Here is a 23405-nt window from a genome sequence, read left to right as displayed (position 1 = left end):
AGCCCTTTAGTCCTTCGCCACGCGCAGCAGTTCGGCCAGCGTGGTCGTGCCGTTGGCCAGCCAGCGCTCGCCGTCGTCGCGCATCGTCTGCATGCCGTCGCCCAGCGCCGCCGTGCGGATATGCGCTTCGGACGCGCGCTCGTGAATCTGCGAGCGAATCTGCTCCGTCGTCTGCAGCAGCTCGTAAATACCGACGCGGCCCTGGTAGCCCGTGTGGCCGCATGCTTCGCACCCCACCGCATGCCACGCGCTTGCTCCACCTTGTCCATCGCTGGTTTTGCAGACGGGGCACAGTTTGCGCACGAGCCGCTGCGCCAGCACGCCCAGCAGCGACGACGACAGCAGGAACGGCTCGATGCCCATGTCCAGCAGACGCGTGACGGCCGATGCCGCATCGTTGGTGTGCAGCGTGGCCAGCACCAGGTGGCCCGTCAGCGAAGCCTGAACCGCGATCTGCGCCGTTTCCAGGTCGCGGATCTCGCCGATCATGATGACGTCCGGATCCTGCCGCAGGATCGCCCGCAGCGCTTTCGCAAACGTCATGTCGATGCGCGCGTTCACCTGCGTCTGGCCGACACCGGCCAGGTCGTATTCGATCGGGTCTTCCACCGTCAGGATGTTCGTCGTGGTGGAGTTCAGCAGCGACAGGGCCGCATACAGCGTCGTCGTTTTCCCGGAGCCGGTCGGTCCCGTCACCAGCACGATGCCGTGCGGCTGCGCCAGCAGGCCGTTGAACTGCGCCAGCATCGGATCGCTCATGCCCAGGTGCTGCAGGTCGAGCCGGCCCGCTTCCTTGTCCAGCAGGCGCAGCACGGCGCGCTCGCCGTGGCCCGTCGGCAGCGTCGAGACGCGCACGTCCACCGGCTTGCCGCCCACGCGCAGCGTGATGCGGCCGTCCTGCGGCAGGCGTTTCTCGGCGATGTCCAGCTGCGCCATGATCTTGATCCGCGAGATCAGCGAGCCGTGGATCGCCTTTCTCGGCTTGACGATATCGCGCAGCGCGCCGTCGACGCGGAAGCGCACGACGGAAATCTGCTCGAACGGCTCGACGTGGATGTCGGACGCGCCATCGCGCAGAGCCTGCGTCAGCAGCGCGTTAATCATGCGGATGACGGGCGCGTCGTCGGACGATTCCAGCAGATCCTCGATCGCCGGCACGTCCTGCAGCAGCTTGGTGAGATCGAGGTCGGCGTCGAATTCGTCGGCCACTTGCGACACGTCGCCGCCGGCGCCGGCATAGGCCGACGCGATCGCCGCTTCCAGCTCGGCGCGCGGCATGGCGGACAGCTGGATGCGGCCGAAGCGGCGCGACACCTCGGCGATGGCCGCCGGCGTCGTGGCGTTCGACACCAGCACCTGCACGGTATCGTCACGCTCGCCGCTGCGGGCCAGCACGAGGTAGTCCCGCGCAAAGGCGTAAGGCAGCAGATTGGTCATTACTGCTTCCCGGCCGGTTGCGCGGGCACGGGTTGCGCAGCGCCGGGCACGCGGGCCGGCACGGCTGCCGGGGGAACCGGGCGCGCCAGCGTGCCGTCTTCGCTGGCCGGCTTGCCGTCGACCAGCGGCGGCAGCATCGGATTGCCCAGCTGCTTGACGAGGACCGCCTCGTTCGGCGTCAGCGTCGCACCGGCCGAGCGCATGTAGTCGTAACGGTCCGTGGCCAGGCTGATGCTCTGCTCCATGTTGCGGATGACGACCGGGCGCAGGAACACCATCAGGTTTGTCTTGGTGCGGCTGCGCTTGTTGTACTTGAACAGGTTGCCGAGGATTGGCAGGCTGGCCAGCCCGGGCACGCGTTCGACGCTGTCGCTGGCCTTGTCCTCGATCAGGCCGCCCAGCACGATGATCTGGCCATCGTCGGCAATGACGTTGTTCTCGATCACCCGCGTGTTCAGCGTGATGCCGGCCGTGGCATCCACCGACGATGCCGCCACGCTGGACGATTCGTTGTAGATCGCCAGCTTGATCGTGCCGCCTTCGGAGATTTGCGGCTTCACCTTCAAGGTCAGGCCCACGTCCTTGCGGTCGATCGTCTGGAACGGATTGGAGTTGGTGCCCGAGGTTGTCGTGAACTGGCCCGTCAGGATCGGCACGTTCTGGCCGACGCGGATCGTCGCCACCTCGTTGTCCAGCGTGATCATGTTCGGTGTGGACAGCACGTTGCCGTTGGCGTTCGTCTCCAGCACGTGCGCCAGGGCCCCCAGTCCCAGCTTGCCGTCGGCCAGCTGCTTGAAGATGCCGATCGACAGGCCGTTGCCGGGCGCCGTACCGTTGTAGACGTTGACGAGGTTATTGCCGCCGTTGGCGAACGACTGCAGGCCGCCCACGCGGTAGGTGCTGTTGCCGTTGCCCGAGGCGCCGACCCACTGCACCCCGAATTCGGCCGCCTTGTCGGCACTGACTTCGACGATCAGCGCCTCGATATAGACCTGCGCGCGGCGCACGTCGAGCTGGTCGATAACGGCACGCAGGTTGCGGTAGATCGCTTCCGGTGCCGTGATGATCAGCGTGTTGGTGGAGGCATCGGCCTGGATGTAGCCGCTGCCGCCCGTGCTGCCGGACGTGCCGCGGCTGTTGCCGCTCAGCGCCGGATTGGTCGGCCCCGTACTGGACGTGCTGCCGCTCTGCCCGATGGTGTTGTTGGCGCCAGTCTGCATCGTCGCCTGGTTGTTGTTCAGGGAGCTGCCGCTGCCCGAACCCTGGCTCGGCGCTTCTCCCGTCGTGACCGCGCGCAGTGTCTCGGCCAGCTTGGTCGCATCGGCGTTCTTCAGGTAGACGACGTGCACGTTGCCCAGTTCCGCCGTCGGCTGGTCCAGTTTGGCGATCAGCGACTTGGCGAGATTGGCGCGCGCCAGCGACGGCGCGCGCAGGATCAGCGCATTGGTGCGCGGGTCGGCCAGCACGGTGACCTTGCCGCCGCCGTCGCCGGCGCCGCTGCCAGGTTCCATCATCTTGTTGATCATCGCCGCCACGTCGCTGGCGATGCCGTAGCGTACGGGAATCACGTCCATGTCCGTCGATGCCGGCGCGTCCAGTGCCGCCACGATCTTGGACAGGCGTTTCAGGTTGTCGGCGTAATCCGTGATGACCAGCGTGTTGTTGCCCGGATTGGCATTGATCGTGTTGTTGGTGGAGATCAGTGGACGCAGCACGCTGACCAGGTTGGCCGCCGATTCATGCGACAGGTGGAATACCTGCGTGGCGATCTGGTCGCCCTTCGGCGTGGCCTGCTTGCCGATCACCGTGGGCGTGGCCTGCAGCTTCGCTTCCGCTTCCGGCACCACCTTTGCATAGCCGTCGCCGCTGACGATCGCGTAGCCCTGCAGGCGCAGCGCGGACGTCAGCAGCGCGAATGCCTGCGACCTGCTGATCGATTTTTCCGACACCAGGGTGATCGTGCCCTTGACGCGCGGATCGATCAGGAACGTGATGTTGGTGTAGTGGCCAACCGCCTTGATGACGGACTCGATATCGGCACCGACGAAGTTGAGCGCCGCCGCATCCGACTCCGCCTGCGGCGCGGCCCATGCCGGGGCAATGGCCGAGGACAGCATGCAGCACAGCAGCGCAGCGGCACTGAAGCGCTTGAGCGCCGGAGGATTGGTTTTGCTTGCAAACTGATTTTTCATTATCTGAACTCTAAAGCGATGATGTTTTTGCCGCCGACCGTCCTGCGCTGGCCCAGCAGGTTGAGCAGATTGCCCAGCGTTTCTTCGTAGCCGTTGGCCGCTTGCGCCTGGCCGGAAAACTGCAGCCGGCCGCCTTGCAGCTGGCCCGTACCGGACAACAGCAGCGGGCCTTTGGTCGTGGTGAGGTTGACGCCGGCCTGCGCGCCGCGCCAGTCGAGCGCCAGCTGGTAGCTGCCCAGCGGGCGTATCGGCGTCAGGCGCGACGACACGTCCTGCATCTGCAACGTCGTCACGCCATTGACGGCCACGGTGCGCTCCACCAGCGCCAGTTGCAGCGACGTCCACGACAGCTGCAGACGGCCGGACAGCGCCAGCGTATTGAGGGGCGCGCCCAGTCCCGCCAGGCCGTCGGCCGGCAGCAGCAAGGCCGCGGGGCTCAGCTGCCACTGGCGCCAGCTGCCCGTGAAGTTGACGGGCTGCGTCAGCGCCTCCGGGTTGGACAGCTCCATCCGCACGCTGCCCAGCAGCGACAGCGGCGACAGCTTCCACGTGAAGCGACCCGGCAGCAGCGGCGTGACGGCCGCGTTGCCACTGGCGGCGCCGCCGACAAACGCGGAGCCATGCCACAACGTGCCCTGCGCGTCGCCCAATGTCAGGCGCCCGCCCGTCTGGCGCTCCACCAGCACGGCGACCCACGTGGCCGGGAAGAACACCAGCATCGTCAGCACGGCCGTGACGGCAATGGCCAGCAGCCATGCGAGGGTACGCTTCATCGGCTGCCCGTTTCCTGGCGCAGCGTCAGCGTCGCATCGACCATGCCGGCGGCATCCTGCGCGCTGACGGTGCCTTCCGTGACGGCCAGCCGGTTTTCACGGCGCGCCTCGTCCAGCCAGGTCACCAGGCCGGCAAACGGCACGTTCTTGAAATCGATCTTGAAGTAGTCCCCCGTGGCGACCACGTTCTGCGGCGTCAGCCCGCGCCCGGCCAGCGCCGTGTTCAGGGCTTCGCGCGACAGCGGCGCCGGCGGCGTTGCCGGCGCCGCCGACATCTGCGCGGCCTGGCTGGCCAGCGCCTGCAGCTCCGCCGCTTCCTGGCGCAGCAGCGGCAGTTCGCGCCGCAGTTTTTCGCGGCCCGTCAGGGCCGGATCGATCAGCAGGCCGTAGATCAGCCCCAGCGCGACGACGGTGCCGCCAATCGCCAGCATGCGGCGCTCCTGCTCCGTGCGGGCGCTCCAGAAGCTGTCGGCACCCGCGCGCCAGCCCTTGATGGTGTCCTTCAGTTTGCTCACGACTTGCCTCCCGCGCGCAGTTGCCAGACGCCGGCGCCGGTTTCCTTCAGCGACAGGTTGCGCGGCGCGAGCTGCGCCTGCACCTGCGCCAGCGCGGCCGCGTCTACGGTATTCGGTTTCAGTTTGACGGTCAGTGCGCGCTCGCGATACTCCAGCCCGGCGACCACGTCACGCTGCGGCAGCATCTGCAGCGCTTCGCCCAGCGCGGCGGCCAGCGCCGTGAATTCGTCCGCCGCCATCTCGCCGCCGGCCACCCTGGCGGTGGCGATGTTCTTGCGCATCTGCGCGGCCGGATCGAGGATGACCTTCTCGTTCGGGTAGGCGGCGCGGAAGATCTGCGTCATCGACAGGCGCACGGCCTGGGCCTCGCGGCGCATGCGCAGCCACTCCACGTTCAGGCCGACGATATTGACCAGCACTGCCAGCAGTGCGATGCGCAGCGGCCAGCGCCATCGGCGCCATTCGCGCGCCTGCGCACCGCTGGCGGCACCGAGACCCGCAGCCATATCCAGCTGCACCGCCTGGGCGGCGGCGATGCGGTGGACCCAGTTGTCCTCTTCCAGCATGATGCCGGGGATTTCCGCTACCAGCGCATCGTACTGCGCGCGCTGCGCGGCGGGCACGTACAGCGTGACCGGCGCTTCGCCGGCCAGCGCCCGCAGCGTATGCAAGGCGCTGTCGGCCTGCGCCGGCAGCGTCAGGCCCATGCCTTCGTACTGGGCGGCGCGCAGGGTCAGTTCCAGCCCTGCCTCGTCATGCACCAGCGCGGCGGAGACGCCGCCCGGTGCCAGCGGCAGGCACAGTTGGCCGGGCAGCGCGCTGACGGACCGCGCGCCCTGCGCCACCAGCGCACGCACCAGCACCTCCAGCCAGGCACGCTGCACGACAGCGACCGTACGTTCGGCAACGCCCGGCTGGACGGGACCGACGGCAAACGCGCACTCGGCCGGGTCACCCAGGATCTGCTCCTCGACCAGGTTGGGCAGCGCGGCCTTCAGGCGCGCGCCGGACAGCGGCGGCACGGCCACGCGCAGCAGCGTCACGTCGGCGGCCGACAGCAGCAGCACGACCTTGCGCGCCGACGCCACCAGGTCCGCCAGCTTCGACAGCGCACCCACGCCCTGCTGCGCCACGCTGCCGCCATCGCCCACCAGCGCGAAGCCGCAGCTCTGCGCCGCGCCCGCGTCGTTGGCGGCGGCCCGCGCCGGATAACTGATATAAAGAGTCGTCAAAACCGTTTGCCTTCTTTTCCTAGAGTTCCCGTATCCATACCGGCGTTGTTATCGAGCGGCCCTGCGGCAACTCGCGGTGGATCAGCGACCAGCTTTCGAGCGCCGCCCGTTCGAGCCGCACCTGGCTTTGCACGAGGAAGTTGTCGCTCCTGACGACGACGTCCACCATCAGCTTGGCAGCGCCAGCATCGGCCTGCAGCGCATCCTTGGTCGGCCAAGCTGAGCGCTTGCGCCGCACGACCAGCGACTGCGCTTCCGACACCGACATATTGTCGAACAGCGCCGCCAGCACCTCGGCCCGCGCCGTATTCACATTGACCTTCGCTTCGGCCGGCAGCACGATGACAAAATCGCGCAGCCGCTCTACAGCCTGCTGCGTCACGCCGGCCACCGTCAGCAGGTCTTCCACCCGCAGCATCTGAAGCGGCGCGCTGCTGCCCGTGCCTGTCGCGCTGCCCGTGGTCCCGGTGCTGCCTGTGGTGGTACCTGTGGTGCCGGTACTGCCTGTACCCCCACCGGTTCCCGTCGTTCCCGTCGTTCCCGTAGTTCCCTGTGCCGACAGCGGCCGCGCTCGCGCCACGGCCTGCGCTACCGGCAGCGCCAGCGCATCGTCCATTTGCACGTTGCGCAGCAGGCGTTTGAACACATTCACCTGGTTTGGGTCGACCCCGTTCGGACCAGCCAGATTCGCCAGATTGTAGCGCGCCTGCGCATCGTAAATCTGCCCCGACAGCGTGGCGTCGTACGTTTCGTTATTCTGCCGCTCGCGTTCGAGGTAGTCGTCCAGCCGCGTTTCGGCCAGCGGCGTGGCCCAGACGCCGTCCTCGCGCGTCATGATTCTGCTGTCGTTCCCTTCCTGCTGCAGGATCAGCCGCGCCCAGTCCAGCGCCCCGCGCAGGATCCAGCGCGTCTGCAGGTGCAGGCGCTGGTTTTCCATCGAACGCACCTGCACCTGCTGCTGCCAGAACAGGCTGGCGACGATCGTCACGGCCAGTGTCGTCAGCAGCAATGCCGTGACGACGGCGACGCCGCGCTGGCGGTGCAGGCCGGCGCTCATACGGCCCCCAGCAACAGGATCTTCACCAGCGGATTCGGCTGGCCCAGCAACTGCAGCGACATCTCCAGTCCCTTGATGCCGGAGACCCCGGGAACCGGGGACTGCTGCGGGGCGGCGGCCGCATTGTCCGGTGCGCGCCATGCGCCGTTTTCCCACAGGCGGATCGCCATGTCGGCAACGCCCGACTGCAGCGCCACGCCCGGCACGGGATCGGTGTCGCCCAGCGCCACCTGCCACAGCGAGTCGAGCTGCGTCAGGTCGCGCGTGTTGACGGATTCGCGGCGCGACAGCACGCCCTCGCGCACCCGGTAGCTGACGACCTGCAGTTGCGACGGGCCGTTTTCCGGGAACACGGTGCGCACGAAAATCAGCCGCGCATTGTCCGCCACCAGCTGCTGGCGGCCTGGCAGCAGATCCCTGTCGGCCAGTTGTTCCAGGTCGCTCTGCATCTGGGCAAACGCCAGCTGGATGCCGCGGGAATGGTCCATCTGCTCCGTCAGCGCCGCGCGCGAGCGGATGATGCTGTCCAGCCCCCGCCAGCCCAGTACGGCGACGATCGCCAGCACGGTGATGGCCACGAGCAGCTCGACGAGCGTGAAGCCGCGCGCGGTCTGCTTGCTTGTCGCGCGCTTCATTCGCGCAGCACCAGTTGCACCAGCTTGATGATGCGGCGCTCGGGATGCGCCGCCTCGAACACGCTCACTTCGACACGGCGCAGGCGCGGATTGGGCGACATGATGACGTTCTCTTCGCAGATCAGTTCCATCTCGCCCTGCGGGCATGCATACGACGTCTTGCCCACGGCGGGAAACACGCGCGCCAGCCGGATCTCGACCAGCCGGTTCTCGGCCGACCAGGTGGCCATCATCGTGCTGCGCAGGCCATCGCTGTTTTGCGTCAGGCTGCCGATGGCGCGCAGCGAGGCGCCCAGCGCCGTGCCGACGATGACCAGCGCCACCAGCACTTCGAGCAGCGTGAAACCCTGTGCGCGGCGCTTGGTGCGTGTCATTTATTCCACCGTGAAGTGGCCGATGCCGTCGGCATGGATGGCGGCGCTGACGTCGCCGCTGGCCATCGTCAGCACGAACGGCTTGTCGACCGGCTCGCGGCCGAACACGATGCGCAGGGCTTCGCCGGGGATATTGGTGGGAGGATCGAGCAGCAGGGTCACGGGACTGCGTTTGAATTCGCGCTCGCGCAGCATATCGTCCGCGGGCAGGGCCTCCCAGCGGCGGCCGTTGCGGATCAGGAAGCGGTAGCTGTTGGCGTTTGCCTCGAACGCGACGGGACGGTTGCGCACGATGGCTTCATCGCGTGCCAGCTGCAGCAGCAGTGCCACGCGCTGCGCTTCCTGCTGCATGGCCTGGCGCTGGCTGGGTGCCGCGTTCATCGTGACGAGACCCAGGGTCAGGCCGATGATGACCAGCACCACCAGCAGCTCGATCAGCGTAAAGCCGCGCTGACGCATCGCGTGTCAGGAGTCGGTGGTCAGGTTCAATTATCCCAGGAGCCGATATCGGCATCGTCGCCGGTGCCGCCGGGCTGGCCATCGGCGCCCAGCGAGAACACATCGATCTCGCCCTTCACGCCGGGCGACAGGAACTGATACGGATTGCCCCATGGGTCCTTCGGCATCTTTTCCAGATAACCGCCCTCCTTCCAGCCAGTGGCCGGCGGGCCGCCGGTCGGACGGGTCAGCAGCGCCTGCAGGCCCTGCTCCGTCGTGGGGTAGCGGGTGTTATCGAGTTTGTACAGCTTCATGGCCTGCATGATCGTGGCGATATCGACCTTGGCCGCGGCCACTTTCGATTCGCCCGTGCGGGACAGCAGCTTGGGCACGACCAGCGCGGCCAGCACGCCCATGATGACGACCACGACCATGATTTCGATCAGCGTGAAACCGCGCGCGCGGCGCATCCGTTGTGAGACGTTTTGCATAAGTTCGGGAATGTTTGACTGAGGTTATCGCGAAAACAAGAGTGCAGCAGTATAGACCGGAAATATAACAGGGCGGTGAAAAAGCCGAGTCCGCTGTCATGTTTTGTTACGGGTGTGGGTAGGCATCTGCCCGGTGACGTTCGTTCAAAACCGGGGTCAGTCCCCTTGCGCTGCCAACAGCGAGCGCGGAAGACATCACTTACCGGGGACAGACCCCAGCGCCAACGTCCCGCACACCGGGCAGCCGTCATTGCGGCCGATGCCGATGCTGGTCCACTCCATGCGCAGGCCATCGAGCAGCAGCAGGCGCCCCGCCAGCGATGTGCCGATGCCCATGACCAGTTTCAGCGCCTCGGCCGCCTGCATGGCGCCGACGATGCCGACCAATGGCGCGAACACGCCCATCGTCGAACACGCCACGTCCTCGAATGCCTGGTCCTGCGGAAAGAGGCACGAATAGCACGGCAAGTCGCCCGCGCGCGGATCGAACACGCTGACCTGGCCATCGAAGCGGATCACGGCGCCCGATACCAGCGGCACCTTGTGCGCCACGCAGGCGCGGTTGACGGCGTGGCGCGTGGCGAAGTTGTCGGTGCAGTCCAGTACCACGTCGGCGTCGCGGACCAGTTCGGCCAGACGCGCGTCGTCGGCCCGCTCCAGCAGCGCGACGACGTCCACTTCCGGATTGATGGCGGCGATGGCCGCGCGCGCCGATTCGGCCTTGGGGCTGCCCACGCGCGCCGTCGTGTGGGCGATCTGGCGCTGCAGGTTAGTCAGGTCGACGGTGTCGTGATCGACAAGGGTCAGGCGGCCGACGCCGGCCGATGCCAGGTACAGTGCGGCCGGCGAGCCAAGGCCGCCGGCGCCGATGACCAGCACGCGCGCGGCCTGCAGCTTCTGCTGGCCTTCGATGCCGATTTCATCGAGCAGGATGTGGCGCGAGTAGCGCAGCAGCTGCGCGTCATTGAGTTCGACGCTCATTTGACTTTCGAAACGGGCGCCTTCTTGTCTTCCGGCTTGACGTTGACATCGGATTTCGTATCCGGCTTGACGAGGATATCCTGCGCGCCCTGTTCTTCCGGCGTGTCGGCCTTCGCCATCTTCACCGGCAGGCCCTTGAAATGGTTCAGCGCCTGCGCCAGCTGGAAGTCGGACTTGCTGCCGAATTCCACGGGCTTCTGCCGCTTCGCGCGCGCCAGCAGGCGCTGCTCCTCTTCCAGCTCGTCGTTGCGGACCGGACGCGCCTTCTCGTCCTCGTCGCCGTTGGACAGATGCTTGACCAGGTCTGCTTCGCGCAGGCGCAGGCTGTTCAGGCCATCGCCTTCGGCCGTTTCATCGACGGCGACGTCCGGCACGATGCCCTTGGCCTGGATCGCGCGGCCTTTCGGCGTGTAGTAGCGCGCCGTCGTCAGCTTGATGGCCGTGTCCTCGCTCAGCTGGCGCAAGGTCTGCACCGAGCCCTTGCCGAACGTCTGGCTGCCCATGACGATGGCGCGCTTGTAATCCTGCAGCGCGCCGGCAACGATCTCGGAGGCCGAGGCGGAGCCGGCATTGACCAGCACCACCAGGGGCACGGTCTTCAGCGCGGCCGGCAGCTTCGCCAGCGGGTCGCCCGTGGCACGGCCGGCGTAATCGTCGGGCCGCGCATAGAATGTGTGCTTCGAATCGGCCAGCTGGCCGTTGGTCGAGACGATCACGGAGTCCTTCGGCAGGAAGGCGGCCGAGACCCCGATGGCGCCCGGCACCACGCCGCCCGGATCGTTGCGCAGGTCCAGCACGATGCCCTTGATGACAGGGTTCTGTGCATACAGCGACGACAGCTTTTTCGCCATCTCGTCGACCGTCGGCTCCTGGAACTGCGCGATGCGCAGCCATACGTAACCGGGTTCGATGACTTTTGCCTTGACGCTCTGCACGCGGATTTCCTCGCGCATGACCGGCACGACGATCGGCTTGTCCTCGCCCTTGCGCGAGAGCGTCAGCACGACCTTCGTTTTCGGCTCGCCGCGCATCTTCTTGATGGAGTCGTCCAGCGACATGCCCTTCAGCGGCACGCCGTCCAGGCGGGTGATCAGGTCGCCCGACTTGATGCCGGCCTTGTAGGCGGGCGAATCCTCGATGGGCGAGACCACCTTCACATAGCCGTCCTCCATCGACACCTCGATACCGATGCCGACGAACTTGCCCTGCACGGATTCGCGCATCTCGCGGAACGCCTTCTTGTCGAGATAGACGGAGTGCGGATCGAGCGACGCCACCATGCCGGAGATGGCATCACGCACCAGCTTGCGGTCGTCCACGCTTTCGACGTAATCGGTCTTGATCAGCCCGAACACGTCCGACAGCTGGCGCAGTTCTTCCAGCGGCAGCGGCGCTCCGGCTTTCTGCGCGATGGCAGAAAACTGGAAAGAGGCGGCCACACCGGCCACCATGCCCAGGCCGATGAGGCCGATACTCTTTACTTTATTGCCCATATGCCCTTAACTGCTGCCCGATTGCACCGAATTGCTGCTGAATTGCTGCCGACGCTCAGAACTTCACCCACCCGGCGGGATCGAATGCCCGGCCCTGGTGGCGCAACTCAAAGTATAAACCCGATTCCTCGTTACCGCCGCTGTTTCCGGCCGCGGCAATGACGTCGCCGGCCTTCACCACGTCGCCCGCCCTTCTCAGCAGTGACTGGTTGTTACCGTAGATGCTCATGTACTGGCTGCCGTGATCGACGATGATCAGGTTGCCGAAGCCGCGCAGCCAGTCGGCAAACACGACTCGTCCGCCGGCCACCGCATGCACTTCGGTGCCTTCGCCGGCCAGGATGAACACCCCTTTCCAGCTGGGCCCGTCGCCGCGCTTGCTGCCGAATCTTGCGGCGACCCGTCCCGCCAGCGGCGCGCGCATCTGCCCTTTCAGGCTGGCAAACGCACCCGCCGGGGCGGCCGGGGCCAGCGCCACGTCCGCCGGTTTCGCGGCGCCTTCGTCACGCGGCTCCGGTTTCGCCGGCTTTCCCTGCTGCGCGATCTGCGGCGTTGGTTTGACCTCCGGTTCGCGCGGCACGCGAGGTTCCGGCACCGGCTTGCCGCGGTTTTCCTTCGCCAGGCGTTCCCGTTCGGCCCTGGCCTTGGCCTGTGCCAGCCGTTGTTCTTCGGCACGTGCCTTCGCGCGCGCCTCCGCTTCGGCCTTGGCCTTGGCGCGGGCGGCGGCCAGCAGCTCCTTGCGCTTCGCTTCGGCCGCGGCGGCGCGGGCCTGTTCTTCAATCAGTTTGTTCAGGCGGTCGACCAGGGCGCCCATGCGCTGCTCGTCGCGTTCGACCTTGCCCACTTCCTTGCGCTGGCTGACGAGCTTTTGCGACAGGTTCGCCACCAGCGCGGCATGTCTGGCCTTCTGCTGTTCCAGTTCGATCTTCTGCTGGCGCTCTTCCTGGGCAATTTCTTCCAGCTCGTCGCGCGCGTTCTGTGCGGCAGCCTGGTTTTCCTCGACGGCGGCCAGGTTGGCGCGCAGCGATTCGATCAGGCGCGCCTGCGCCTGCGACACGTACGCCATCAGTTGCAGGTCGCGGTTGATGCGGTTCGGGTTGTCGCCCGACAGCAGCAGCTTGATGCGGTCCTCGTTGCCGGCCACGTACTGCTCTCGCAGCAGCTTGGCCAATTGCCGCTTCTGCTCGGCGATGGTGCCCGTCAGGCGCTCGCGCTGCGTCGACAGCTCGCCGATGCGCGCATTGGTCTGCGCCTGCTCCTCGGCCAATTCGCGCAACTGACGGTTGGCCTGCGAGATCGCCGCCTCGGAGTCGGCCAGCGTGTCGGCCGCGTCCTCGCGCGCGCTTTCGGTCTGGCCGATATCGCGTTTCAGCGCATTGAGCTTCTGCTGCAACGCGACCCGCTGCGCTTCCGCGGCCGCCTTCTGCTTGCTGCGTTCGGTGGGTTTGGCGTGGACGCCGGCGCACAGCGCCAGCGCCAGCGCCGCGGCAAGCCAGGTGCCGCGGCGGGGAAAGTGTACAGCCATCGAAACCTTTACTTGGCCTTGCCCTGGTTGGCGACCGCCGCCTGGGCTGCGGCAATCGCGTCGGCATCGCCCAGGTAGTAGTGACGGATCGGTTTCAGGTCGGCATCCAGTTCGTACACGAGCGGCTGGCCGTTCGGGATGTTCAGGCCGACGATTTCCTCGTCGCTGATGCCGTCCAGCATCTTGATCAGCGCGCGCAGGCTGTTGCCGTGGGCGGAGATCAGGATCTTCTTGCCGGCCTTGATGGCGGGCGCGATTTCCTCGTCCCACGCCGGCATCACACGGGCCACGGTGTCCTTCAGGCATTCCGTCAGCGGGATCTGCTCTTTCGCCAGGCCGGCGTAGCGCGGATCGTCGAACGACGTGCGGTCGTCGCCTGCCTCCAGCGCCGGCGGCGGCGTGTCGTAGCTGCGGCGCCAGACGAGCACCTGCGCGTCGCCATATTTCGCCGCCGTCTCGCCCTTGTCCAGCCCCTGCAGCGCGCCGTAGTGGCGCTCGTTCAGGCGCCAGTCGTGCTTGATCGGCAGGTACATCAGGTCCATCTCGTCCAGCGTCAGCCACAGGGTGCGGATCGCGCGCTTCAGTACGGAGGTGTAGGCCAGGTCGAACGTGTAGCCTTCCTGCTTGAGCACGGCGCCCGCGCTTTTCGCTTCGTTGACACCTTTTTCCGTCAGGTCCACATCGGTCCAGCCGGTGAAGCGGTTCTCGAGATTCCAGGTGGACTCGCCGTGACGCATGAATACGATTTTGTACATAGCTGTTCTGTTAGAGGTTGGAGAATCGTTGAAAAATCTTGCTTGTCAGCCGCAAAAACAGTGCCGGGGCCTCGGATCGGCATCTATTTTATAATGCGCGCATTCAGTTCAACCATTGGAAGCATAGTGAAATTCATTCTTGACCATATCTTTCTTGTTGGCATCGCGGTTCTGTCCGGTGGCGCACTGCTGTGGCCCGCACTGACGCAGCGCGGCAAAAAGGCTTCCGCGCTGGAAGTGACGCAGTTGATAAATCGCGGTAAAGCCACCATTGTGGACATACGCGATGCCGATGCGTTCGCCGCAGGGCACCTGCGCGACGCCCGCAATATCCCGCTGAGGGAGCTGAAGGGCCGCGTCGGCGAGCTGGACAAGCTGAAGAACCGGACGGCTGTCGTTGTCTGCCAGACCGGAGCGCGCGCATTTGGCGCCGCGAAGATACTGGAAGGGGCTGGATTTACGGATGTCGTCGTTCTCGACGGTGGCATCGCCGCATGGCAGACCCAGGGTTTGCCGACCACTAAATAACGCTAGGTAAGGAAATGCCATGACCGCCAACGTCACCATGTACACCACCGCCGTCTGCCCCTACTGCATCCGCGCCGAGCGCCTGCTGGAAGCGAAGGGCATCAAGAACGTCAACAAGATCCGCGTCGACCTCGATCCGGCCCAGCGCCAGGTCATGATGGAAAAGACCGGTCGCCGCACGGTACCGCAGATCTACGTGGGCGACACGCACGTGGGCGGCTTCGACGACCTGTACGCGCTGGACCAGCAGGGCCGTCTCGATCCGCTGTTGCAGGGCTGACGCAGGCCCGGTTGACGGGAACCGCCGCCCGGGGCATAAAAAGGGTCGCAAACATATTTGTTTTGCTACAATTGCCTCGCGTTTGGCCCGGCCCATCGTGGTCGGGCACAAAATAGTTGACCCACTGTCCAATTCATTGAAAGCGTTCCATGTCCGACGAAAATCAGCAACCAGTATTCCAAATCCAACGCGTCTACCTGAAAGACATGTCGCTGGAACAGCCGAACTCCCCGGCGATCTTCCTGGAACAGGAAGCCCCATCGATCGAAGTCGCCCTGGACGTGGGCGCCGCGCCCCTGGCTGAAGGCATTTTCGAATCGACCGTCACGATCACCGTGACCGCCAAGATCAAGGACAAGGTCGCTTTCCTGGTCGAAGGCAAGCAAGCCGGTATCTTCGAAGCCCGCAACATCCCGAACGAACAGCTGGACCCGCTGCTGGGCATCGGCTGCCCGAACATCGTGTACCCGTACCTGCGCGCCAACATCGCCGACCTGATCACCCGTGCCGGCTTCCCGCCAGTGCACCTGGCCGAGATCAATTTCGAGGTGTTCTACCAGCAGCGTCTGCAGGCCATCGCCGAACAGCAAGCCGCTGCCGGCGGTTCGACGCCAGCCGAAGGCACCAACACCGTTCAGTAATTGCACCGAACGCGATCGGGACCGCGGCCTGGCCGCAGTCCCCCAATCAAAGGCCCTTGTGGCCTTTGATCATTTTGAACGAAAGTTTTTTGCAATGACTCTTACCCGTTTGATAATCGGGGCCGTATTGTCGCTGGCCTGTGGCGCCGGCCTCGCGGCAGATTTCAAGACGGTCGGCACGGCGCCCGCCGTGTTGTATGACGCGCCCTCGACCAAGGGCCACAAGCTGTACATCGTGCCGCGCGGCGCCCCGCTGGAAATCGTGCTGGCCTATGGCGACTGGGTCAAGGTGCGCGACGTCAACGGCGACACCGCCTGGACGCCGCTGCGCGGGCTGACCGCCAAGCGCAATGTCGTGGCGCGCGCCGCCAACACCAAAGTGCGCAGTGCCGAGGACGAGGCTTCCGCCGTGGTATTCATCGCCGACAAGGGCGTGCTGCTGGAACTTTTGGAACCGGGGGCGAACGGCTGGACACGCGTACGTCACCGCGACGGCCTCACGGGCTTCGTGCGCAGCAGCGAAATCTGGGGCAACTGACATGCAAGACCAAAACACGACCCGGCGCCGCATCAGCGTGCTGGGCGCCGGCGCCTGGGGCACGGCCGTCGCCATTGCCGTCGCCGCCCGGCACGACGTTCTGCTGTGGGGCCGTAATACGGCTGCGATGGACGAGATCGCCAGCGCGGGAGAGAACACCCATTACCTGCCCGGCTATCCGTTCCCGGACGGGCTGCAGGTGTGCACCGATTTCGACGCCGCCGTCGCCCACACGTTCCGTGACGCGGACGGCGACGAGGGCCTGCTGATCGCCGCCTGCCCGGTGGCCGGCCTGCGTCCGCTGCTGGAAAGTCTCAAAGGCCGGCCGATCCCCAACCTGATCTGGCTGTGCAAGGGTTTCGAATACGACACGGGCCTGCTGCCGCACCAGATCTTCCGCGACGTGCTGGGCACCGGCATTGCCAGCGGCGCGCTGTCCGGCCCGTCGTTTGCGCAGGAAGTGGCGCGCGGCCTGCCGTGCGCGCTGACGATTGCCTCCACCTCCGCCGCGCTGCGCGACGGCGTTGTCGCCGCCGTGCATGGCGGCACGATGCGGGTGTACTCCAGCGACGACCTGGTCGGCGTGGAAGTGGGCGGCGCCGTCAAGAACGTGATGGCCATCGCCACCGGCGTCGCCGACGGACTTGGACTGGGCCTGAACGCGCGCGCCGCGCTGATCACGCGGGGCCTGGCCGAAGTGACCCGGCTGGGCACCACATTGGGCGGCAATATCGAAACATTCATGGGCCTGACGGGGATGGGCGACCTGATCCTGACCTGCACGGGAGACCTGTCGCGCAACCGCCGCGTCGGACTCGGCCTGGCGCAAGGCAAGGCACTCGACACCATCGTGACGGAACTGGGCCACGTGGCCGAAGGGGTGCCGTGCGCCAAGGCCGTGCGCGAGCTGGCCGCCCGGCTGGGTGTGGAGATGCCGATCACCAACGCCGTTGCCGCGGTGCTGTTCGACGGCGAGCGGCCGCAGGATATGGTGACGCGGATGCTGGCGCGCGACCCGCGCGACGAGACGACGTAATATGATTGCGGGAACCGGCACGTCCGGGCATTCGTGCCCGTGGCGGCCCCGGCCCAACACTTCCCGCCAAACGTGGGAAAAGACACTGCGTCGGTAATAGACCGTGCGGCCTGCCCCGCCGACTACTAGTCTTTCAGCACAATCGTCAGCAACGCCACCGAATCCTGCTCTGCCCGCAGCGCATGGGCCGCCCCACCCTCCAGGTACAGCATCTCGCCATCGTGCAGCACGGCCGTGCGGCCATGGGCCTCGACCGCGATGGCGCCCGTCAGGCAGACCAGCGTGACCTGGCCGCGTACCCAGTGTTCGGGCATCGTTTTGCCGGCCGGCAGCACGAGACGGATCAGTTCCAGCTGTTCCGTCTTCGCAATGGCGATCGACGAGAACTGCGACATATCTTCATCGGCGCGCCGCAGCGCGACCACTTGCCCGGACGTGGCGTGTTGTAAAGCCATCGAAACGCTCCTGTTAGTGTACTGATAACGTCATGTTAGCAGCATGGCGCGCCGGATGACGCGCCGCTACCGTGCGGCATCCTGCCGGGAGCGTTTCCATGGCCTTACACATTGCCCTGCTGACCTTTCCCGCCCGCCGGCCCGGCACGCTGGGCGATGCGCACCGCCAGTTTGCGCCGCAGCTGGGCGGCCTCAGCGCCCCAGCAGTTCGCCGATCGCCGCGTCCAGCTTCGTGAAATCGATGGGCTTGGTGAAGTGGGCGTTAAAGCCGGCCTGCGCGGCGGCCTGCTTGTCGCTGTCCTGGCCCCAGCCGGTCACGGCGAGCAGCACAATCTCCCGGCCCCACGGCGCGGCGCGAACGCGGCGTACCAGTTCATAGCCGTCGATATCGGGCAGGCCGATATCGATCAGGGCGCAGTCCGGCGCCGTCTGCTCCAGCAAGCGCAATCCGTCCAGCCCCGTGTGGGCGCACTGCGCCGTATGGCCCAGCATGTCCAGGGCCATGACCAGCGTTTCGGCCGCGTCGACGTTGTCGTCGATGATGACCACGCGCGACTTGCGCACGGATTCCTGCCGCGTCACGGCCGGGGTCGCGACAGTCACGCCCTGCGCCAACGGCAAGGTCACCTGGAATACGCTGCCCTGGCCCAGTCCCGCGCTGCGCGCCGTGACCGTGCCGCCGTGGAGAGCCGTCAGGCCCTTGACCAGTGCCAGGCCGATGCCGAGGCCGCCCGTCGAGCGGGCCAACGGCGACTCGAGCTGCGAAAACATGTCGAAGATGCGCTCGAGCTGTTCCGGCGGAATGCCGCTGCCCGTATCCGACACTTCCACGACGGCGGTGCCATCGGTGACCGACACGGCCAGCCCGAGCGTGCCACCCTCGGGGGTGAACTTGCACGCATTGTTGAGCAGGTTGCTGAAAATCTGTGTCAGGCGGGTGCGGTCGCCGTCGATCGTCAGCGGGACGGGCGGCATCGACGTCGCCAGCTGCTGCCGTGCCTTCTGAATGGCCGGCAGCGCCGACTCCGCTGCGCTGGTCAGTATCTCATTCAGTTCGACGTGCTCGCGCCGCAGCACCAGCTTGCCCTGCGTGATGCGCGATACCTCCAGCAGATCGTCGACGAGGTGCGTCAGCTGGCCCAGCTGGCGCTCCAGTACCTCGTAACCCCAGCGGCACATCGCCGCGTCGTCCGGCCGCAGCCGCAGCACTTCCAGCACGTTGGCAAAGGGTGCCAGCGGGTTGCGCAGCTCGTGGGCCAGCGTGGCGATGAATTCGTCCTTGCGGCGGTGCTCGCGCGCCAGCTCTTCGTTCAGGGCACGCTGGCCCGCCTCTGCCGTCTCGGCGCGCTGGCGTGCCGCCAGCAGCTCGCGCTCGTATTTCTTGCGGTCGGTCGCCACCATCGCGCCGATCTCATCCATAACCCCATCGGCACCGTCGCGGCGGATGACATTGAGCAACATTGGAATACGCCGCCCGTCGCTGTGGATGAGGTCAAGCTGGACTTCCGCAATCGAGCCCTGCATCTGCAACAGCGGCTGCCAGTGGGTCTGGTGGAACAGGCGCGCGCCTATCGGCAGCAGGTCGGAGAACTTTTTTCGCCCTTCCAGTTCGTCGCGTCGGTAGCCCAGCCAGTTGCAGAATGTGTCGTTGGCGCGGCCGATCAGCCCGTTTGACGCCGCCGTCAGCAAGCCGCACGGTGCCCGCAGCCAGGCCGCGTTATCGTCCGGCGCAACGGGGCCGCCCATGTCAGCCGCGTTGAACGAAGCGGCGGATGGCCGCCACACTGGCATCCGGTGCGCTCAGGTGAGGACAGTGGCCTGTGTTCTCGATCAGCACGTACTCACTGCCGGGAATGGCACGGTGGATGTACTCGCCTACCTCGACCGGCGCCACGAAATCGTCGGTGCATTGCAGGATCAGGGTCGGCAAGCGGCAGTGCGCCAGGTCGGCACGGTGATCCGACAGGAACGTGACGCGGGCGAAATGCTTGGCGATGTCGGGGTCGGTGCGGCAGAAGCTGTTGGTCAGCTCTTCGCGCAGGTCGGGCCGGTCGGGCGCGCCCATGATCTGCGGCGCCACGGCGCTGGACCAACCCAGGTAATTGCCTTCCATCGTTTCCAGCAGCTCGTCGATATCCGCGCGCGAGAAGCCGCCGCGGTAGTCGCCATCGTCGATATAGCAGGCCGACGGTCCCACCATCACCTGCGCCGTGAACAGCTCTGGGGCCTTGTTGACCGCCAGCAGGGCGATCATCGCGCTGACGGAGTGGCCGATCACCGTCACCGGCTCCGTCGTCATGCTGCGTACGATGTCGAGCAGGTCGTCCGCGTGGCCGTGCAGGGTGCCGTATTTTTCGTGATCGTATGCGGCCAGTTCGGATTGGCCGCTGCCCACGAGGTCGTACAGGATCACCGTGTGGTTGCGCGCGAACGCGGGCACGACAAGACGCCACATGTTCTGGTCGCAGCCGAAGCCATGCAGAAGCACGATGGCCGGGCCTTCCCCGAGGACGTTGATGTTATGTTTTCGCTGCAGGGTCATGGATACGCAATCGTTGGTTGTGTCAGCAAAGCCTGCCATTCTAACAGTCAACACGCCAGCCCTGCAGCGCGTCATGCATGCCGGCTCCGTGTCCTGGACAACGCGACATCAATGCAGTTTGATGGCCGCAATTGTCGTCTGGCCGCTCACTTCGATCGCCGCATCGTCGAACTTGGGCGGGCCAAAGCGCCCCGCCGCGTCGCGGCTGAAGCCGTAGTTCTCGCTGGGAATGCCGATCAGGTTGCGATCGAGCTTGCCGTTGTCGTTTTCGTCCTGGTAGGCCAGCACTACCCACGTTCCGGGCGGGACGTTCGACACGGTGACGGTCGTGGTGCCCGGCTGCGCGGCCACGGATGCGCTATAGGCGCACTCCTTGAGGAAGCGCTCGCGGTCGCACACGGCCACGTTCACTTTTCCTTTCGGGCCAACGGCGGAGACGCGCACCTCGACGGTCGCGGCGGCCGCTTGAGCGCCCAACGCCAGCAGCAGGGGAATCACAACAGGGCGAAGCGGTAACGGCATGAAGTCTCCTTGGTTGAACTGGTCATGGTGCCCGCCGCGCAACTGTGCGGCAGGCGCCTGTGTTAGGCTCGACGCATTGTCATTGCCTTTCCAATCATGCTATCGAACGCGCTTATCGTTGTCATCACCGTTGTGCTGATGGAGCTGTTCTCCATCGTGGCGCACAAGTACGTGATGCACGGTTTCGGCTGGGGGTGGCACAAGTCGCACCACGAACCGCGCACGGGCTGGTTCGAGAAAAACGACCTGTATGCCATCGTCTTTGCCGGCATCGCCATCGCGCTGATCTATGCCGGCACGCGCGGCCACCATCCGCTGGAATGGATCGGTGCCGGCATGACGGCCTATGGCTTGCTGTATTTCGTCGCCCACGACGGCCTGGTGCACGGGCGCTGGCCGTTCCGCTATGTGCCGCGGCGGGGCTACCTGAAGCGGCTGTACCAGGCGCACCGCCTGCATCACGCGGTGGCAAGCAAGGAAGGCGCCGTGTCGTTCGGCTTCCTGTACGCGCCACCCGCCGCGAAGCTCAAGCGCCAGTTGCAGCAACGGCGGGACGCTGCCACAGACCGTCCGGACGCATCGGCGCGCTGCGAAGACGCGACGTAAGCGCGCGCACGCCGCCTTTCCCCAGCAGCCACAATTTCGCCGCCTTCGAGGTGCCGGCGCGCGCATCCCACGCGTGCGCGCCGCGGCGTTTCACTTCGATGCCGATCTGCCGGTAGACGTAGCGCGCCGTCGCTATCGCCCACGCGGAGCGCAGCGGCAGTGCCGCGATGCCGGCGGCGGCCGAATCGTAGTACGGCTCGGCGTAGTCGACCAGCCGCGCCGCCACCTGTGCCAGCGCCGCGCGATGCCGCGGCAGCGCCACCTCGTCAGGCGCGATGCCCGCCTCGCGCAGCCACTGCGCGGGCAGGTAGCAACGGCCCATACCGGCATCCTCGACGATGTCGCGGGCGATATTGGTCAGCTGGAAGGCCAGGCCGAGATCGCAGGCGCGGTCCAGCACGCGCGGGTCGTGCACGCCCATGATCGATGCCATCATCAGGCCGACGACACCGGCCACGTGGTAGCAGTAGCGCAGCGTGTCGTCGATGCTTTCGTAGCGCGCGTCGGCGACGTCCATCGCGAAGCCATCGAGGTGGTCGAAGGCGAACTTCGGCGGGATCGCATGGCGCAGCGCCACTTCCTGGAAGGCGGCAAACGCCGGGTCGGCCATCGTGGCGCCCGCGTAGGCAAGCCTGGTCTGCTCGCGCAGCAGCGCCAGCTCGCGCGCCGCGTCGGGCCGCGTCGCCGTGTTGAATCCGAGCTCCTGGCCGTCAACGACATCGTCGCAGTGGCGGCACCATGCATACAGCATCAGCACACTGCGTCGCGTGGCCGGATCGAACAGCCGCGCCGCCGCCGCGAAACTCTTGGAGCCGACGTTGATCGTGGTCGTCGCGTGCTGCAGCAAGGTCGGATTGACCTGCGCGCTCATGCGCCCTCCGCCAGCATCAGCCCCGCCGTCGCCTTGGCCGATCCGATCACGCCCGGCACGCCGGCACCGGGATGGGTACCGGCGCCGACGAGGTAGAGATTTGCCAGCTCGGCATCGCGGTTGTGGGGACGGAACCACGCGCTTTGCGTCAGGATCGGCTCCAGCGAGAACGCCGAACCCACGTGGGCATTGAGCTCGTTGCGGAAGTCCAGCGGCGTGAAGATGCGGCTCGTGACGAGCTGGCTGCGCAGGCCAGGCATATAGCGTTTCTCCAGGTAGTCGAAGATGCGGTCGCGGTAGCGCGGTCCTTCCACCGCCCAGTCGATCGGCGCGTTGCCCAGGTGCGGCACGGGCGCCAGCACGTAATGGCTGCCGCAGCCCGGTGGCGCCAGCGACGGGTCGGTCACGCATGGCGCGTGCAGGTACAGCGAGAAATCGTCGGCCAGCGTATCGCCCTTGAAGATGTCCTGGATCAGCTCACGGTAGCGCGGTCCGAAGCAGACGGTGTGGTGCTGCAATTGCTTGTGGTGCTGGTTCAGGCCGAAGTACAGCACAAACAGCGAATTGCTGAAGCGTTTTTTCTGCAGCGCGCGGCTCTGCGCCGCGCCGCGCGGATGATGGCCCAGCAGCTTGTCGTAGGTGTGGACGACGTCCGCATTCGATGCCACCGCATCGGCGTCGAAACGGCGGCCGTCTTCCAGCCGCACGCCGCTGGCGCGGCCATCGCGCGTGTCGATGGCGGCGACCGGGGCATTGAGTTCGATGCGTCCGCCGATGTCCTGGAACAGCCGCACCAGTCCATTGACCAGCGCTCCGGTGCCGCCGCGCGGGAACCACACGCCCCAGCGCCGTTCCAGCGCGTGGATCAGCGTGTAGATCGACGACGTGGCAAACGGATTGCCGCCCACGAGCAGCGAGTGGAACGAAAACGCCTGGCGCAGCTGCTCGTCGGCGATGAAGCGCGAGACGATGCCGTAGACGCTCTTCCAGGCTTCCAGCCGCGCCAGTTGCGGGCCGGCGCTGATCATGTCGCGGAACGACAGGAACGGCACAGCGCCCAGCTTCAGGTAGCCCTCGTCGAACACGGCTTTCGAATACGCCAGGAAGCGCTGGTAACCCTGCACGTCCGCCGGATTACGCGCGTGGATCTGGCGGTCCAGCGCCTCCTGGTCGTTGGCGTAATCGAAATGGCTGCCGTCTTCCCAGCACAGGCGGTAGAACGGCGCCACCGGCAGCATCTCGACGTAGTCCGACATCTTCCTGCCCGCCGCGGCGAACAGCTCCTCGATGGCGGAAGGATCGGTGATGACGGTGGGGCCGGCATCGAACGTGAAGCCCTGGTCCTGGTAGACGTAGGCGCGGCCGCCCGGCTTGTCGCGCTTTTCCAGCAGCGTGGTCTGCACGCCGCCAGCCTGCAGGCGGATGGCCAGCGCCAGCCCGCCGAACCCGGCGCCGATCACGACGGCCTTCTTCATTTCACTCATGGGT

The 23405-nt window shown here is 66.3% G+C and carries 26 protein-coding genes; 6 read left to right on the top strand and 20 right to left on the bottom strand.

Annotated features, from left to right (window positions below):
* Window positions 1-6: 6 nt before the first annotated feature.
* From gspE to gpmA, 14 genes are all read right to left on the bottom strand, one after another.
* Window positions 7-1437, bottom strand: a complete 1431-nt coding sequence (gene gspE, locus E1742_RS17935; protein ID WP_134386334.1) for a type II secretion system ATPase GspE — start codon at window positions 1435-1437, stop codon at window positions 7-9.
* On the bottom strand, window positions 1437-3629 hold the full coding sequence (gene gspD / locus E1742_RS17930; protein WP_134386332.1) for a type II secretion system secretin GspD: 2193 nt from the start codon (window positions 3627-3629) through the stop codon (window positions 1437-1439). The genes gspE and gspD overlap by 1 nt, the downstream gene beginning before the upstream one ends.
* A complete protein-coding gene (gene gspN / locus E1742_RS17925; protein ID WP_134386330.1) occupies window positions 3629-4402 on the bottom strand; it encodes a type II secretion system protein N in 774 nt (257 codons plus the stop codon). Before gspN ends, gspD begins: the two co-directional genes overlap by 1 nt.
* Window positions 4399-4917: a type II secretion system protein M gene (locus E1742_RS17920; protein WP_134386328.1), complete on the bottom strand. Its 519-nt coding sequence runs from the start codon at window positions 4915-4917 to the stop codon at window positions 4399-4401. Before E1742_RS17920 ends, gspN begins: the two co-directional genes overlap by 4 nt.
* Window positions 4914-6149: a type II secretion system protein GspL gene (gspL, locus tag E1742_RS17915; protein WP_134386326.1), complete on the bottom strand. Its 1236-nt coding sequence runs from the start codon at window positions 6147-6149 to the stop codon at window positions 4914-4916. Before gspL ends, E1742_RS17920 begins: the two co-directional genes overlap by 4 nt.
* 19 nt (window positions 6150-6168) lie before the next feature.
* On the bottom strand, window positions 6169-7206 hold the full coding sequence (gspK, locus tag E1742_RS17910; RefSeq protein ID WP_134386324.1) for a type II secretion system minor pseudopilin GspK: 1038 nt from the start codon (window positions 7204-7206) through the stop codon (window positions 6169-6171).
* Window positions 7203-7841 (bottom strand): type II secretion system protein GspJ, encoded by a 639-nt coding sequence (locus E1742_RS17905; RefSeq protein WP_134386322.1) that lies wholly within the window; start codon window positions 7839-7841, stop codon window positions 7203-7205. Before E1742_RS17905 ends, gspK begins: the two co-directional genes overlap by 4 nt.
* Window positions 7838-8215 (bottom strand): type II secretion system minor pseudopilin GspI, encoded by a 378-nt coding sequence (gspI, locus tag E1742_RS17900; RefSeq protein ID WP_134386320.1) that lies wholly within the window; start codon window positions 8213-8215, stop codon window positions 7838-7840. Before gspI ends, E1742_RS17905 begins: the two co-directional genes overlap by 4 nt.
* Window positions 8216-8674, bottom strand: a complete 459-nt coding sequence (gene gspH, locus E1742_RS17895; RefSeq protein WP_134386319.1) for a type II secretion system minor pseudopilin GspH — start codon at window positions 8672-8674, stop codon at window positions 8216-8218.
* A 26-nt stretch (window positions 8675-8700) separates the two neighbouring features.
* Window positions 8701-9144, bottom strand: coding sequence for a type II secretion system major pseudopilin GspG (gene gspG / locus E1742_RS17890; protein ID WP_134386318.1), 444 nt, complete (start codon window positions 9142-9144; stop codon window positions 8701-8703).
* A gap of 195 nt (window positions 9145-9339) precedes the next feature.
* Complete coding sequence (locus tag E1742_RS17885; RefSeq protein WP_134386317.1) at window positions 9340-10125, bottom strand: HesA/MoeB/ThiF family protein; 786 nt, start codon at window positions 10123-10125, stop codon at window positions 9340-9342.
* Entirely contained in the window at window positions 10122-11618 is a 1497-nt protein-coding gene (locus E1742_RS17880) for a S41 family peptidase (RefSeq protein WP_134386316.1), read from the bottom strand. Before E1742_RS17880 ends, E1742_RS17885 begins: the two co-directional genes overlap by 4 nt.
* A 55-nt stretch (window positions 11619-11673) precedes the next feature.
* Window positions 11674-13143, bottom strand: coding sequence for a murein hydrolase activator EnvC family protein (locus tag E1742_RS17875; protein WP_134386315.1), 1470 nt, complete (start codon window positions 13141-13143; stop codon window positions 11674-11676).
* An 8-nt stretch (window positions 13144-13151) separates the two neighbouring features.
* Complete coding sequence (gene gpmA, locus E1742_RS17870) at window positions 13152-13898, bottom strand: 2,3-diphosphoglycerate-dependent phosphoglycerate mutase (RefSeq protein WP_134386314.1); 747 nt, start codon at window positions 13896-13898, stop codon at window positions 13152-13154.
* Window positions 13899-14024: 126 nt separating this feature from the next.
* On the opposite strand from gpmA, the gene E1742_RS17865 reads away from it, so the two are divergent.
* The 5 genes from E1742_RS17865 (at window position 14025) to E1742_RS17845 (ending at window position 16921) form a co-directional block, all read left to right on the top strand.
* Complete coding sequence (locus E1742_RS17865; protein ID WP_134386313.1) at window positions 14025-14426, top strand: rhodanese-like domain-containing protein; 402 nt, start codon at window positions 14025-14027, stop codon at window positions 14424-14426.
* Between the two features lie 19 nt (window positions 14427-14445).
* Window positions 14446-14706, top strand: coding sequence for a glutaredoxin 3 (grxC, locus tag E1742_RS17860; RefSeq protein WP_134386312.1), 261 nt, complete (start codon window positions 14446-14448; stop codon window positions 14704-14706).
* A gap of 149 nt (window positions 14707-14855) precedes the next feature.
* The gene (secB, locus tag E1742_RS17855) at window positions 14856-15347 is read left to right on the top strand and encodes a protein-export chaperone SecB (RefSeq protein ID WP_134386311.1); all 492 of its coding nucleotides are present in this window, start codon (window positions 14856-14858) and stop codon (window positions 15345-15347) included.
* Window positions 15348-15441: 94 nt separating this feature from the next.
* Window positions 15442-15885 (top strand): SH3 domain-containing protein, encoded by a 444-nt coding sequence (locus E1742_RS17850; RefSeq protein WP_134386310.1) that lies wholly within the window; start codon window positions 15442-15444, stop codon window positions 15883-15885.
* Between the two features lies 1 nt (window position 15886).
* Window positions 15887-16921, top strand: a complete 1035-nt coding sequence (locus E1742_RS17845) for an NAD(P)H-dependent glycerol-3-phosphate dehydrogenase (protein WP_134386309.1) — start codon at window positions 15887-15889, stop codon at window positions 16919-16921.
* A gap of 125 nt (window positions 16922-17046) precedes the next feature.
* On the opposite strand, the gene E1742_RS17840 is transcribed toward E1742_RS17845, so the two are convergent.
* From E1742_RS17840 to E1742_RS17825, 4 genes are all read right to left on the bottom strand, one after another.
* Window positions 17047-17376, bottom strand: a complete 330-nt coding sequence (locus tag E1742_RS17840) for a cupin domain-containing protein (protein ID WP_134386308.1) — start codon at window positions 17374-17376, stop codon at window positions 17047-17049.
* Between the two features lie 192 nt (window positions 17377-17568).
* Window positions 17569-19122, bottom strand: a complete 1554-nt coding sequence (locus E1742_RS17835; RefSeq protein WP_134386307.1) for a hybrid sensor histidine kinase/response regulator — start codon at window positions 19120-19122, stop codon at window positions 17569-17571.
* Window position 19123: 1 nt separating this feature from the next.
* Window positions 19124-19918: an alpha/beta fold hydrolase gene (locus E1742_RS17830; RefSeq protein ID WP_134386306.1), complete on the bottom strand. Its 795-nt coding sequence runs from the start codon at window positions 19916-19918 to the stop codon at window positions 19124-19126.
* A gap of 108 nt (window positions 19919-20026) precedes the next feature.
* A complete protein-coding gene (locus tag E1742_RS17825; RefSeq protein ID WP_134386305.1) occupies window positions 20027-20440 on the bottom strand; it encodes a DUF2141 domain-containing protein in 414 nt (137 codons plus the stop codon).
* A gap of 96 nt (window positions 20441-20536) precedes the next feature.
* Between E1742_RS17825 and E1742_RS17820 the strand changes: the two genes are divergently transcribed.
* Complete coding sequence (locus tag E1742_RS17820) at window positions 20537-21046, top strand: sterol desaturase family protein (RefSeq protein ID WP_134386304.1); 510 nt, start codon at window positions 20537-20539, stop codon at window positions 21044-21046.
* Here the strand turns inward: E1742_RS17820 and crtB are convergent.
* Both crtB and E1742_RS17810 read right to left on the bottom strand, forming a co-directional pair.
* A complete protein-coding gene (crtB, locus tag E1742_RS17815; RefSeq protein WP_134386303.1) occupies window positions 20967-21917 on the bottom strand; it encodes a 15-cis-phytoene synthase CrtB in 951 nt (316 codons plus the stop codon). The genes E1742_RS17820 and crtB overlap by 80 nt on opposite strands.
* Window positions 21914-23401, bottom strand: coding sequence for a phytoene desaturase (locus E1742_RS17810; protein WP_134386302.1), 1488 nt, complete (start codon window positions 23399-23401; stop codon window positions 21914-21916). The genes crtB and E1742_RS17810 overlap by 4 nt, the downstream gene beginning before the upstream one ends.
* Between the last annotated feature and the right edge of the window lie 4 nt (window positions 23402-23405).

Origin of the sequence: Pseudoduganella plicata, from assembly GCF_004421005.1 — a bacterium.
Classification (GTDB): Bacteria; Pseudomonadota; Gammaproteobacteria; order Burkholderiales; family Burkholderiaceae_D; genus Rugamonas; species Rugamonas plicata.
Note: the sequence above shows the minus strand (reverse complement) of the source record. Positions and strands in the feature narration are given on the sequence as shown.